The organism is Stenotrophomonas sp. TWI1409 (assembly GCF_039673015.1).
GTDB lineage: Bacteria > Pseudomonadota > Gammaproteobacteria > Xanthomonadales > Xanthomonadaceae > Stenotrophomonas > Stenotrophomonas maltophilia_A.
The window spans coordinates 1-12,388 of sequence record NZ_JBDJKU010000094.1; the positions used below are offsets into that span (position 1 = coordinate 1).

Annotated in this window: 12 protein-coding genes; 4 read left to right on the top strand and 8 right to left on the bottom strand. The window is 67.3% G+C overall.

What is annotated here, in order from left to right:
- Nucleotides 1-55 precede the first annotated feature (55 nt).
- From ABE423_RS19285 to ABE423_RS19315, 7 genes are all read right to left on the bottom strand, one after another.
- On the bottom strand, nucleotides 56-730 hold the full coding sequence (locus ABE423_RS19285) for a rhomboid family intramembrane serine protease (protein WP_346487200.1): 675 nt from the start codon (nucleotides 728-730) through the stop codon (nucleotides 56-58).
- 93 nt (nucleotides 731-823) lie between these two features.
- Nucleotides 824-1,162 (bottom strand): MGMT family protein, encoded by a 339-nt coding sequence (locus ABE423_RS19290; protein ID WP_346487206.1) that lies wholly within the window; start codon nucleotides 1,160-1,162, stop codon nucleotides 824-826.
- The gene (locus ABE423_RS19295) at nucleotides 1,159-2,079 is read right to left on the bottom strand and encodes a DMT family transporter (RefSeq protein WP_125893987.1); all 921 of its coding nucleotides are present in this window, start codon (nucleotides 2,077-2,079) and stop codon (nucleotides 1,159-1,161) included. The genes ABE423_RS19290 and ABE423_RS19295 overlap by 4 nt, the downstream gene beginning before the upstream one ends.
- A gap of 188 nt (nucleotides 2,080-2,267) precedes the next feature.
- Nucleotides 2,268-3,626 carry a glutathione-disulfide reductase gene (gorA, locus tag ABE423_RS19300; protein ID WP_125893984.1) on the bottom strand — a complete coding sequence of 453 codons (1,359 nt, stop codon included), beginning with the start codon at nucleotides 3,624-3,626 and terminating at the stop codon, nucleotides 2,268-2,270.
- Nucleotides 3,623-4,873: an FAD-dependent oxidoreductase gene (locus tag ABE423_RS19305; protein ID WP_197615833.1), complete on the bottom strand. Its 1,251-nt coding sequence runs from the start codon at nucleotides 4,871-4,873 to the stop codon at nucleotides 3,623-3,625. The genes gorA and ABE423_RS19305 overlap by 4 nt, the downstream gene beginning before the upstream one ends.
- A gap of 3 nt (nucleotides 4,874-4,876) precedes the next feature.
- Nucleotides 4,877-6,121: a DUF418 domain-containing protein gene (locus tag ABE423_RS19310; RefSeq protein ID WP_125893980.1), complete on the bottom strand. Its 1,245-nt coding sequence runs from the start codon at nucleotides 6,119-6,121 to the stop codon at nucleotides 4,877-4,879.
- Nucleotides 6,122-6,220: 99 nt separating this feature from the next.
- On the bottom strand, nucleotides 6,221-6,703 hold the full coding sequence (locus ABE423_RS19315; protein ID WP_049398704.1) for a peptidylprolyl isomerase: 483 nt from the start codon (nucleotides 6,701-6,703) through the stop codon (nucleotides 6,221-6,223).
- Nucleotides 6,704-6,814: 111 nt separating this feature from the next.
- On the opposite strand from ABE423_RS19315, the gene ABE423_RS19320 reads away from it, so the two are divergent.
- Together ABE423_RS19320 and ABE423_RS19325 are read left to right on the top strand one after the other, a co-directional pair.
- Nucleotides 6,815-7,354 carry a C40 family peptidase gene (locus ABE423_RS19320; protein ID WP_110714359.1) on the top strand — a complete coding sequence of 180 codons (540 nt, stop codon included), beginning with the start codon at nucleotides 6,815-6,817 and terminating at the stop codon, nucleotides 7,352-7,354.
- Between the two features lie 197 nt (nucleotides 7,355-7,551).
- Nucleotides 7,552-8,259 (top strand): C40 family peptidase, encoded by a 708-nt coding sequence (locus ABE423_RS19325; protein ID WP_223224737.1) that lies wholly within the window; start codon nucleotides 7,552-7,554, stop codon nucleotides 8,257-8,259.
- Between the two features lie 215 nt (nucleotides 8,260-8,474).
- Here the strand turns inward: ABE423_RS19325 and ABE423_RS19330 are convergent, their stop codons facing one another.
- Entirely contained in the window at nucleotides 8,475-9,809 is a 1,335-nt protein-coding gene (locus ABE423_RS19330) for a dicarboxylate/amino acid:cation symporter (RefSeq protein ID WP_006381938.1), read from the bottom strand.
- 154 nt (nucleotides 9,810-9,963) lie between these two features.
- Here ABE423_RS19330 and ABE423_RS19335 point away from each other — a divergent pair, with 154 nt between their 5' ends.
- Complete coding sequence (locus ABE423_RS19335) at nucleotides 9,964-11,670, top strand: alkaline phosphatase (protein WP_197615832.1); 1,707 nt, start codon at nucleotides 9,964-9,966, stop codon at nucleotides 11,668-11,670.
- Nucleotides 11,667-12,212, top strand: coding sequence for a WG repeat-containing protein (locus ABE423_RS19340; RefSeq protein WP_346487204.1), 546 nt, complete (start codon nucleotides 11,667-11,669; stop codon nucleotides 12,210-12,212). The genes ABE423_RS19335 and ABE423_RS19340 overlap by 4 nt, the downstream gene beginning before the upstream one ends.
- Nucleotides 12,213-12,388 lie beyond the last annotated feature (176 nt).

Below are 12,388 nucleotides of genomic sequence, written 5' to 3' on the forward strand. Positions count from 1 at the left end.
GGACAAGGCGTGCCGACCCACCGTCGGCCCCAACAGCGTCAAATTATCCATCGGATCATTTGACGCAGCGCAGATGGTTCGGGCGCTTCGGTGGGCCAGGCGGGCGGCGCTTGTTGAACGGCGATTTCCCGCGCCAGTAGCGGATCAGCAACCAGCCGAACAGCATGCCGCCGAGGTGTGCGAAGTGGGCCACGCCCGGCTGCCAGCCGGTCATGCCCAGCACCAGCTCGCCCACGCCGAACAGGATCACGAAGGTACGCGCCTTCATCGGGATCGGCGGGAACAGCAGCATCACCCGCTGGTTGGGGAACAGCATGCCGTAGGCCAGCAGCAGGCCGAACACGCCACCGGAAGCACCCAGCACCGTGGCCGGGTTTTCCAGCAGCGTACCCACCAGCAGCTGGCAGACGCCGGCACCGGCCACGCACACCAGGTAATAGAGCAGGAAGCGCTTCTCGCCCCAGGTCTGCTCCAGCGGCGCGCCGAACATGAAGACCGCCAGCATGTTGAAGAACAGATGGCCGAAGCTGCCATGCAGGAAGCCGTAGGTCAGCAGCTGCCAGGGCTGGAAGTTGCCGCCCGGCGAGAATGCGTCGAAGCCCTGCTGCAGGGGTTGCAGCATGAACGGCTCGAAGGTCTGCATGCCGAGCAGGAACGGCTGCTGCAGCAGGAACAGGATCGCATTGGCGATCAGCAGGGCCTTGGTGACGGTAGGCAGTCGCGGGAACATGGGAGCACCGGCATGGAACGGCCTCCATCATAGCCGCAGCACCGTGTCTTGTTGGCGACCGGCAGGCGCGGCCTGTTCAGTCGCCAGCGTTGCTCAGCCCGGACCCCACACAGCGGCATCCGGTGCTGCCGCCGGATCAGCCGCCGGCATCCGCACCCGGCCGTTCTCCACCCGCACGCCCTCGGCGCGCAACCGCTGTGACTGCTCGCGCCAGCCGGCCGACCCTTCTTCCATGGCAATGCGCCCATCCGAGCGCAACACGCGGTGCCAAGGCAGGTCCGGGTCGTCGTTCTGGCCCAGGATGCGCGCGGTCAGGCGTGCACGCCCGGGCAGGCCCGCGCGCATCGCCACCTGCCCATAGCCCATCACCTGCCCCGCCGGGATCGCGCGGATCACCGCCAGGATGCGCGCACGCGCCTGCTCCGGCGTCAGCGCCGCAGGCGGGTTACCAGCAGAACGCCGATCAGCACCAGCACGGTGCCGGCGATCTGCGCCGGCCCCATCGGTTCGTCGAGCAGCCATAGGCTCATCACGATGGTGGAAACAGGGCCCAGCATACCGACCTGCGCGGCCAGCGACGAACCCACGCGCTGTACCGCCAGCATGATCGCCAGCACTGGCAGCACCGTGCACACGGTGGCATTGACCAGCGACAGCCACTGCACCGGCGCAGGCGCCTGCCACAACAACGGCAGCGGATGGGTCACCGCGAAATGCAGCAGCACCAGCACGCTGGCCACGCAGCTGGCGTAAGCGGTCAGCCGCACCGCTCCGATACGCGCGACCACCTGCCCGCTGCCGAACAGGTACAGCGCATAGCTGAGCGCACTGCCCAGCACCAGCAGGCTGCCAAAGATGATCTGCCCACCCTCGCGCTGCAGGTCATGGCCGAACGCCAGCAGCACGCCCAGATAACTCAGCACCAGCGCGCCGATCTGCCATCGGCCCGGCCGCTGGCGCGCCAGCAGCACGTTGATCAGCAGCACCAGGGTCGGGTTCAAGTACAGGATCAGCCGTTCCAGCGTCACGCTGATGTACTGCAGGCCCTGGAAGTCGAGCAGGCTGGACAGGTAGTAGCCGGTGAAACCCAGCCACAGCACGCGGGCACGGTCGGCCCAGGACAGTGGTTCGGCCCGACGCGCGGCCCACAGCGCCATCAAAACGAACAGCGGCAGCGCCATCTGCATGCGCAGGGCAAGCAGCGTGGTGGCATCCACGCCGTGACGCAGGCCGAGCTTGACGATGATCGCCTTGCCGGAAGCAGCGATGGCGCCGATCGCTGCCAGGCCGATACCCCCCAGCGCAATGCGTGGGGAGGCGGTGGCGATACGGGAAGCGGGATTGGACATCAGGACGACGGCGGGCCGCTCGGAGCGGCCCGGGAAAGCGTGGGGGCGCCCATTGTCGCACGGGGGCGTCCGGTGCCCGCCTTGTAGAGGCTAGCCATGCTCGACTGTCTTTCCACCGCAGTCGAGCATGGCTCGACTCTACAAAGAGCGACGGCCGAGCCTGGGCTCGGCTCTGCAGCAACCGCAGGTCAGCGCATCAACACCACTTCCTCGGCCGAGGTCGGGTGGATCGCCACGGTGTCATCGAACTGGGCCTTGGTCGCGCCCATCTTCACCGCCACCGCGAAACCCTGCAGGATCTCGTCGGCCGCTTCGCCCAGCAGGTGGATACCTACCACGCGTTCTTCCGGGCCGGCGCAGACCATCTTGAACAGGCTGCGCTGTGTACCGTTGGCCAGCGCCTGCAGCATCGGTCGGAAACGGCTGTGGTAAACGCTCACCTGGTCGAAACGCGCGCGCGCTTCTTCCTCGCTCATGCCCACCGCACCCAGCGGCGGGTGCGAGAACACCACGCTGGCCACGTTCTCGTAATCCATCTTCGACTGCGGGCGGCCACCGAACAGGCGATCCATCAACCGTCGCGAAGCAGCCACCGCCACCGGGGTCAGGCCGACCTTGCCGGCGATGTCACCCACCGCGTGCACGCTCGGCACGCTGGTGGTCTGCCATTCGTCCACCTGCACCTGCTGGTGTTCGCCAATGCCGATGCCGAGCGCTTCCAGGCCCAGATCACGACTGTTGCCGCGGCGGCCGGTGGCGAAGAACACCGCGTCGAACACGCTGTCGAGCGGGCCGTCATGGCCGAACGCACGTACGCGTTCGCCATCGCGCTGCAATTCGCGCAGGCGATAGCCGAAATGGATGCGCACGCCCTGCTGCTTCAGGTTCTCGGCCAGCTGATCAGTCAGCTCGTAATCGAAGCGATCCAGCAGCCGCTGGCCACGCACCAGCAGGCTCACCTTGCTGCCCAGTGCCTGCAGCAGGCCGGCCAGCTCCACCGCGATGTAGCCACCGCCGATGATCGCCACCTCGGCCGGCGCCGCACGCAGGTCGAAGAAATCATCGGAGACCAGGCCCAGTTCCGCGCCGGGGATATCAGGACGCAGCGGGTGCGCGCCGGTGGCGATCAGGATGTGCTCGGCGCTGTAACGCACGCCATCACTGCAGGCCACGGTATGCGCATCGAGCAGATGGCCGCGCGCCGGAATGCGCACCACGCCGGTCTCATCCAGGCGTTTGTGGTAGCTGGTGTGGATGTTGCTGATGTAGGCCTGGCGATGGATCACCAGTTCCTTCCACGACAGCGCCGGGCGCGCTTGAACATCGAAGCCCATCGCACTGGCCAGGCCGATGCGCTCGTGCAGGTCGGCCGCCAGCCACATCGCCTTCTTCGGCACGCAGCCAACATTGACGCAGGTCCCGCCCAGCTCACCGGGCTCCAGCATTGCCACGCGCTTGCCATGCTGCGCGGCACGGATCGCACCAGCCAGGCCGGCGGAGCCGCCGCCAAGGACGATCAGGTCGTAATCATAGGGTGCAGTGCTCATCGGAATCGCTCGGGTCGGTAAGGGGCAGGATCGATCGCTGGCGTGCGGCCGCAGACGAGATCGGCGATCAGCTGGCCGGTGCCGGCGCTCATGCTGATGCCGAGCATGCCATGCCCCGCTGCAAGCCAGACGTGAGGATGTGCGGGCGCGCGGCCGATCAATGGCACGTCGTCCACGCTCATGGGGCGCCACCCGCACCACTGCTCCTGCAGCTGCGCACCGCGTGGCGCGCGCAGGTAGCGGTCGGCGGCCTGCTGCAGGGCCTGCAGGCGGGCCGTGCGCAGCTGCGGGTCGGCACCGGCGAATTCCATGGTGCCGCCCAGTCGTAACGCCTCGCGCCAGGCAATCACGAACACGGAATGGTCCTTCAGCACCACCGGGCGCTGCGGCACCTGCACCGGTCGCGACCAGGTCAGCGAATAGCCCTTGCCGGGCTGGATCGGCACGCGCAGATCCAGTTGCCGTGCCCAGCGCGGCGACCACGGTCCGGTGGCCAGCACCAGCTCGCGTGCGTGCAGCGTGCGTTCGCCGACGTGCACGCGCACACCCTGCGCGTCGGTGCTGAAATCCTGCATGTCCGCCTGCTCCTCGATCACCACGCCCTGTGCACGCAGCACGCGTGCCAGTTCGGCGGTGTAGCGGTCCGGACGCAGCTGCGCATCGCCGGGGAAGTGGATCGCGCCGGCAATGCGATCATGGAAAGCTGGATTGTCGCGCGCATAGTCGGCGCCGTCGATGCGCGCCGTGGCGATGCCCTGCGCGTTCAGTGCCTCACACTCGGCGGCGTGGTGATCGAAATTGCGGGCATCGCCAAACACGTAGTCCAGACCACGGGTATCGAATTCGCAGTCCAGCGCATGCACCTGCACCCACTCGGCCAGACGCAGCCGGGAATCATTCAGCAGCGCAGCGCGGGCGTGCGTGGCCTGCAGCCAGTCGCGGGCATTGCAGCGTGCGCTGAACTGCAGCAGCCAGCGCCACAATGCAGGGTCCAGTCGCGTACGCACGTACAACGGCGCACGCGGATCGAGCATCCAGCGCAGCGCGCGCAACGGTACGCCAGGCGCTGGCAGCGGCGGCGCGTGGCTGGGGGTGATGGTGCCGCAGTTGCCATGCGAGGTCGCGCCGCCGACACGCCCACGGTCGATCACGCGTACCTGCCGGCCCTGTGCGCGCAGCGCGAGCGCGACGGCCAGTCCAATGGCACCGGCGCCGACCACGATCACATCCTCGCGCGCGCCCTGCATCGATCAGCCCTGCCCGGCCCCGCGCCGCATCGGCGGCCACTGCCGGTAGGTCATCGCACGCCACAGCCATTCCATCGGCCCGAAACGGAAGCGGCGCAACCACGCGTGCGAAATGCCCACCTGCACAGCGAACAGCAGTAGTGCGAACAGCAGCTGCACGCTGCGCGGCATCACCTCGAACCATCCCAGTCCGTAGTGATAGAAAAGCAGCGTGCAGACCAGCGACTGCGCCAGGTAATGGGTCAGCGCCATGCGCCCCACCGGCGCCAGCCAGGCCAGCCGCGTGCGCCAGTGCACGATCCACGCCAGATAGCCCAGGCACATCGGCAGGCCGCCTATGGTCACCAGGCCCATCGCCGCCGTCACCGGAAGGTTGTAGGCGCCCGGTGCCAGGTAGGGTTTCCAGGCGACGCCGATCAACGTGACCAGCAGGCCCAGCGGCAACGCGATCCAGCGCAGCGACGCGTACAGCCGCGGGAAGCGCTCCGGCGCCGCCAGCGCGCCACTGCCGGCGAACCAGCTGCCGATCAGGAACATGCCCAGCACTTCCGGGCCGGTGATCAGCAGCGCCCCCATCGACGTACCGAACTCATTCAGGCGCTGCACATTGGCCTGCGCCCAGCTGCCCTGCCCGTACACCTGCCGCTGCAGCTCAGTGCTCCGCTGCGCCTCAGCAAGCATGCCCTGCACATCTTCGGCCGAAGCCATCGACACCATCGCGCCGACCAGCAGCATCATCGCCACACCGCCGAGGTAGACCATCAGCCCCATCCACGGCAGCCAGCTGCGTGGCGCCTCACGGCAGGCCAGCAGCGGCAACGAGATCAGTGCATACATCACCAGAATGTCGCCGGACCAGACCAGCAGTGCATGGCACAGACCGATCAGCAGCAAGCCAGCGCTGCGGCGCAGGTAGAACGGGGTGAAGTCGCGCCCGGCGGCCTCAGCGCGCTGCGCCATCACCGCGAAGCCGGCACCGAACAGCAACGAGAACAGGGTGAAGAACTTGCCCTGCACGAACACGTAGACAAAGGCATCGGCCCAGTAGTCGATGCCCTGCCAGTGCACGTCGATGCCGGTGAACGCCAGGTCCAGCGGCCCGCTGAAGGCCTCGATGTTCATCAGCAGGATGCCCAGCAGCGCAGCACCGCGCAGCACGTCAAGCACGGCGATGCGTTCGCCGGAAGCCACCGGCTGCAGGGAAGGAGAAGCGGCGTTCACAGGGCGTCCGTCGGGCAGGTCCGCCATTATGCCGCCGGCCTGCGCGCCATGGATGGCCGCGCCGTGTTCCACAAACGCAACGGCCCGCCGAAGCGGGCCGTTGCTGCCATCACGATCGCACTGCGATCAGTGCTGGTGACCGCCGTCGCCGTGGACGTGGCCGTGGTCGATTTCTTCCTTGCCGGCTTCGCGCACATCGACGATTTCCACGTCGAAGTGCAGGTCCTTGCCGGCCATCGGGTGGTTCAGGTCAACATCGACCACGCTCATGCCGACCTTCTGCACGGTCACCGCACGCGGGCCGAAGTTGGTCTGCAGCACGACCTGCTGCCCCGGAGCCAGCTTGGTGTTGCCGAAGTGCTTCTTCGGCACGCGCTGGGACAGGCCCTCGCGGCGCTCGCCGTAGGCATCGGCTGCGTTGACGTCGACGCTGAAGGTCGCGCCGGCTTCCTTGTCCATCATGGCGTTTTCCAGGCCCGGGATGATGTTGCCGTGGCCGATCAGGATCGCCAGCGGCTCGCCGCGGTCCTTGGACGATTCGATCGGCTCCTGGCCGACTTCGGAAACGGTGTAGTGGAAGCGGACAACGCGGTCTTTTTCGATCTTCATGCGCAACTCTGTCTGGATCTGCCGGAGGCAGGCGGGTTGGGGCGGGTTGTCGCCCGGCGGGGACGCCGCCATCATGACGGCCAATCCAAGGTGGCGCATTATCCGGAGATCATGCACATCACGCCAGTTTCGTCCGGCCCCCGCCGGTTCCTCGCCCCGGCCCTGCTGCTGGTCCTGCCCCTGCTGATGACCGCCTGCGGCGGCGGCAAGGCCACCCGTCCCGCGCCACCACCGCCAACCGCAAACTGGCCGAAGACCGTGCCGGACAATCCCGAGGCCGCCAACTCGGTGCTGATGCGCGCCATCAGCCTGGTCGGCACCCCCTATCGCTATGGCGGCAATACCCCCGACTCCGGCTTCGACTGCAGCGGCCTGGTCGCCTACGTCTACCGCGAGATGCTGGACCTGAAGCTGCCACGCACCTCGCGCGACCTGGCGGCGGTACAGGGCCCGAAGATCGACCCGCAGCGCCTGGCCACCGGCGACCTGGTGTTCTTCGGCAGCCGCGGCAGCGTCACCCATGTCGGCATTTATGTGGGTGAAGGGCGCTTCGTGCACGCGCCGAGCACCGGTGGCACGGTCCGGCTGGACTCGCTCAGCGGTCCGTACTGGAAGGACCACTACACCGGGGCGAAACGCGTCCTTCGCTAAGATGAACAGGCGATATGTTCAAAATTGTGACGCACATCACCATGCAACTAACGATTTTCTAACGGAATTTTTAACTTATTGCCGCTTTTACAGGGCATGATGCCCCATCGTTTTTTTCCTGTGACCGACGCGTGACGACTGACGACCTGAAAAGCGAAGGCCAGACTTCCGTATCTTCACGTAGTGCCCGCCCGCTGTTGCTTGGCCTGGCACTGTGCCTGACCAGCCTTCCGGCCTGGTCGCAGACTGCTCCGAACCGTTCCGATGTGACCCCGGCCCCGGTGGCCGAGAGCACCGCCCGACCGGCCGCCAAGGCCGAGGCTGCCGCTCCGCAGCGCAGCCGCGTCGATGCCGCCGCCAGCGCCACGCTGGCCGCCCTGCTGCCGCACCTGGCTGCCAACGACACCATTCCGCTGATGGACCGCTCGGCCGTGGTGGCCGGTGATCTCAGCCGCCTGCTCGCCAACTACGACACCAGCAGCGCCGCCAATGGCAGCGTTGTCGGCACCGCCGCCGACAACGGCAAGGTGCAATCGCTGCTGCGCCGCGCGATGACCCTGCTGGGCACCCCGTACCGTTGGGGTGGCAGCAACCCGGACAGCGGTTTCGACTGCAGCGGCCTGGTCGGTTACGTGTTCCGCTCGGCCCTGGGTATCGAGCTGCCGCGCGTCTCCCGCGAAATGGCGCACGATGACAACGCCGAACTGATCAATGATCGCACCGCACTGGCTGCCGGTGACCTGGTGTTCTTCGGCCGCAAGGGCCGCGTCGACCACGTCGGCATCTATGTTGGCGATGGCCGCTTCCTGCACGCACCGAGCTCCGGCAAGGACGTCCGCGTGGACACCCTGCTCAGCGGCTACTGGGGCAACAAGTTCATGCAGGCCCGCCGGGTCGATCTCTGACCCGCTGGCGCCACCGCGCCGCCTGACACGAGAAAGCCGCTGCCCTGCAGCGGCTTTTTTGTTTGCGCCCCCACTGGGTGCCGACCTTGGTCGGCACTGCGGCCATCCACGCATGGCGTGGATCTACCGGGGACCTACCCTGATCGGCACCGCGCCAGTCAGCTCCAAAACAAAAAGCCCGCCGTTCAGGGCGGGCCTTTCATCTCCACGCAACCTCAGGCGCGTGGCGGTGTCGGGTCGGGATCATCCACACCCACATTGCTGGACGGGTTGTCATACACCGCCTGGTCAAGCAGGCCGGTTTCCTTGGCCACGATCACCGGCACCAGCATCTGGCCCGTCACATTCGTCATCGTGCGCATCATGTCCAGGATGCGGTCGATGGCATACAGGTAGCCGATGGTCTCCAGCGGCAGATTGGCTGCGCTCAGCACCACCGTGGCCATGATCACCGCGGTACCCGGCACGCCGGCGGTACCAAAGCTGCCCAGCACCGAGGCGATCAGCACCACCACGTACTGCTCCGGGGTCAGCGGCACACCGCTGTACTGCGCGATGAACACCGCGCACAGCGCCGGGTAGATCGCGCCGCAGCCATCCATCTTGATGCTGGCGCCCAGCGGCACCGCGAACGAACCGTAGTCCTTGTTCACGCCCAGGTTGTGGGTGATCGAGCGCAACGCCACCGGCATCGCTGCGAAGCTGGACGAGCTGACGAAGGCGACCTGCATGCCCGGCGCCGCGCCACGGAAGAACTTCAACGGGTTCAGGCCGTGCGCCAGCAGCAGTGCGCTGTAGACCACCACGATGTGCAGTGCGCAGGCCACGTACAGCGCCAGCACGAAGTGGCCCAGCGGCAGCAGCTTCTCGAAACCGTAGCTGCCGACCAGGCCGGCAATCAGGCCGAAGGTGCCGATCGGGGTGACTTCCAGCACGAAGCGGGTCACCTGGATCATGATGTCGCTCATCTGCCCGACCAGCTTGCGCGCCTCGGTCACCTTCTCGCCCAGCTTGACGATGGCAAAGCCCACCAGGCCAGCGAAGAAGATCACTGGCAGGATCGAGCCGCGACCGGCAGCCAGCACGGTTTCACCGGCCGCATTGACCTTGGTGCCGATGCCGGACAGCGCGTAGAAGACATTGGCCGGCACCACGTCCAGCAGCACCTGCACCACGCTGGGCACTTCGCGCGGCACGTAGTTGCTGGCCATCGACAGCTGCAGGCCACCGGCGCCGGGCTGCAGCACGGTACCCACGCCCAGGCCGACGCACACCGCCAACGCGGCGGTGATCACGAACCACAGGAAGGTGCGGCCACTGAGCGCGGCGACCGACTTCTGGCCGTGCAGCGACGAGATTGCGTTGATGACCGCGAAGAACACCAGCGGCACGGCGATCATCTTGATCAGGGTGACGTACAGCTCGCCGAGCGGGCCGAACCACGTTTCCGCGGCCGGGCCGAGCGCCCAGCCGGCCAGCGCGCCGAGCACGAAGCCACCGACCACGCGCTGCCAGAATGGAATCCGCAGCCAGGCAGAGACCAGCTTCATAGGCAATCCAGAGGGGAAGGAAGGGATGCTGGCACGATAGCCCAAGGCGGCCCGCAGAACGACCGCCCGGCCGGCAAATCAGTGTGTCATCGGCGTGCCTTGCGAGGGCGGGCATAATGAACGTCCCGTTACAGTTTGTGAGATCCCTGCGTCCATGCGCCGTTCCGTCTCCCTGTTGGCCGCCTGCGCCACCACCCTGCTGCTGGGCGCCTGCGCCAGCACCACCCCCGCGTCCGCCCCGGCCGGCGTGAAGGTCGCCGTCAACCCCGTTGCCCATCCGGCCGGCGAGACCCCGCAGTGGTGGTACCGCAGCGGCGCCGCCCAGGCCGCCGCCAACGGCGCGATGTCCGGCAAGGCCAAGAACGTCATCCTGTTCCTCGGCGACGGCATGAGCCTGACCACGGTGGCCGCCTCGCGCATCTACGAAGGCCAGCAGAAGGGCGGCTCGGGTGAAGAGAACCTGCTGTCCTGGGAGCGCTTCCCGGCCACGGCATTCAGCAAGACCTACAACACCGATTCGCAGACGCCCGATTCGGCCGGCACCATGACCGCCATCACCACCGGCGTGAAGACCCACATGGGTGCGATCGGCGTCAGCGCCGGCAGCCGGACCGACTGTGCCGACAGCCTATCCAAGGGCCTGCTGACCTGGCTGCAGCTGGCCGACAGCGCCGGTCTGGCTACCGGCGTGGTGTCCACCGCGCGCCTGACCCATGCCACTCCGGCCGCCACCTACGCGCACTCGCCCGAGCGCAACTGGGAAAACGACACCGACCTGACCGAAGCCGCGAAGGCCGCCGGCTGCAAGGACATCGCCCAGCAGCTGTTGTCCACCTCGCGCTATGGCCGTGGCCCGCTGGTCGCCCTCGGCGGTGGCCGTGGTGAGTTCACCACCGTGGAAGAGCGCGATCCCGAGTACGACGACAAGGTCGGCCAGCGCCTGGACGGCCGCAGCCTGGTGCAGGAATGGCAGCAGGCGCATCCGCAGGGTGCCTACGTGTGGAACAGCAAGCAGCTGGCCGCCGCCGCGAATGCGCCGGCCATCCTTGGCCTGTTCGAGCCGGACCACATGCGCTACGAGTACGAGCGCCCGCAGGATCCGGGCGGTGAGCCGAGCCTGGCCGAACTGACGGCGGCAGCCATCAAGAACCTGGCCAAGCACCAGGAAGGCTACGTGCTGATGATCGAAGGCGCGCGCATCGACCACGCCAACCACAGCGGCAACGCCTACCGTGCGCTGACCGAGACCGTGGCCCTGTCCGACGCGGTGCGCGTGGCCAACGAACTGACCTCGGCCGACGATACCCTGATCATCGTCACCGCCGACCACTCGCACACCCTGAACTTCGTCGGCTACCCGGCGCGCGGCAACCCGATCCTGGGCAAGGTGAAGGACAAGGGCGGCGAAGACGGCGCCGGCAAGCTGGACTACGCGCTGGACGGCACCGGCCAGCCGTACACCACCCTGAGCTACGCCAATGGCCCGGGCCATACCGGCAGCAGCAACCAGCAGCCGGCCGGTCCGAAGCGTTACCCGCACAACCCGAGCAGCTTCGAACCGGCCAACGGCCGCCCGAACCTGCGCGAGGTCGACACCGAGCATCCGGACTACATGCAGGAAGCACTGGTGCCGATGAAGTCCGAGTCGCACGGCGGCGAAGACGTCGGTATCTGGGCACGCGGCCCGGGCAGCAAGGCGATCCGCGGCACGCTGGAACAGAACGCGATCTACCACATGATCGTGCAGGCCACCCCGGCCCTGCGCGAGCGCCTGTGCCAGGCCGGCACCTGCGACGACAAGGGCGTGCCGGTACAGCTGCCGGCGCCGACCGCATTCGAGCGCAAGGCCGAGGCCAAGTGATCGTGAGGCAGGCCCACCCTGCCCCTGCCAGCGGCCGCTTCGCGCGGTCGCTGGTCCTGCTTGGCGTGCTGGTCAGTGCCAATGCAGCGGCACAGGCACCGGCGTGCAAGCTGCTGACCGACGAACACGGATTCTGGCCGCTGCCCAACTGCGAAGTGGTCGATCACCGGCCGAAGATCAGTGCCGACACCTTGAAGGACCTGAATTACGACGACCATGGCCTGGCCGTGGTGTACGCCGACCAAGGCTTCCACTACGTCAACCGCAAAGGCCGCAGCCTGCCGGTACTGACCTGGGACAACGGTCCGGAAACACCGCAGGAAGGCCTGCTGCGCGCCCGCGTCGGCAACCGCGTGGCCTACTTCGATCTGAAGTTCCGCCAGGTGGTGCCCGGCACGTTCGATTTCGGGTGGCCGTTCCAGGATGGCGTGGCCGAGGTCTGCAATGGTTGCCGTCGTGGTACGCCGGATGCCGATGGCCACACGCCGATGGAAGGCGGAGAGCGGTTCCTCATCGACCGTTCGGGTCGTCGGGTAAAGTAGGTTTTTCGGCAGGGCTGCGCCCTGCACCCGCAGACGCAACGGCAACGGCCGAAGCAACAGCAACAGCGTGCATTCCGTGGGATGGCGGGGCACTGTGGGTTTGCGGGGACGGCGCAAGTACGTCCATGTAGCCTTGGTCGCCGCATCCATGCGGCTCACACCCCGCAAACCCACAG

Coding starts and splice junctions, on each gene's coding strand:
- gorA (WP_125893984.1), bottom strand. CDS start 3,626: ATGAGCACTGCACCCTATGATTACGACCTGATCGTCCTTGGCGGCGGC.
- ABE423_RS19335 (WP_197615832.1), top strand. CDS start 9,964: ATGCGCCGTTCCGTCTCCCTGTTGGCCGCCTGCGCCACCACCCTGCTG.
- ABE423_RS19305 (WP_197615833.1), bottom strand. CDS start 4,873: ATGCAGGGCGCGCGCGAGGATGTGATCGTGGTCGGCGCCGGTGCCATT.
- ABE423_RS19295 (WP_125893987.1), bottom strand. CDS start 2,079: ATGTCCAATCCCGCTTCCCGTATCGCCACCGCCTCCCCACGCATTGCG.
- ABE423_RS19315 (WP_049398704.1), bottom strand. CDS start 6,703: ATGAAGATCGAAAAAGACCGCGTTGTCCGCTTCCACTACACCGTTTCC.
- ABE423_RS19330 (WP_006381938.1), bottom strand. CDS start 9,809: ATGAAGCTGGTCTCTGCCTGGCTGCGGATTCCATTCTGGCAGCGCGTG.
- ABE423_RS19310 (WP_125893980.1), bottom strand. CDS start 6,121: ATGGCGGACCTGCCCGACGGACGCCCTGTGAACGCCGCTTCTCCTTCC.
- ABE423_RS19320 (WP_110714359.1), top strand. CDS start 6,815: ATGCACATCACGCCAGTTTCGTCCGGCCCCCGCCGGTTCCTCGCCCCG.
- ABE423_RS19285 (WP_346487200.1), bottom strand. CDS start 730: ATGTTCCCGCGACTGCCTACCGTCACCAAGGCCCTGCTGATCGCCAAT.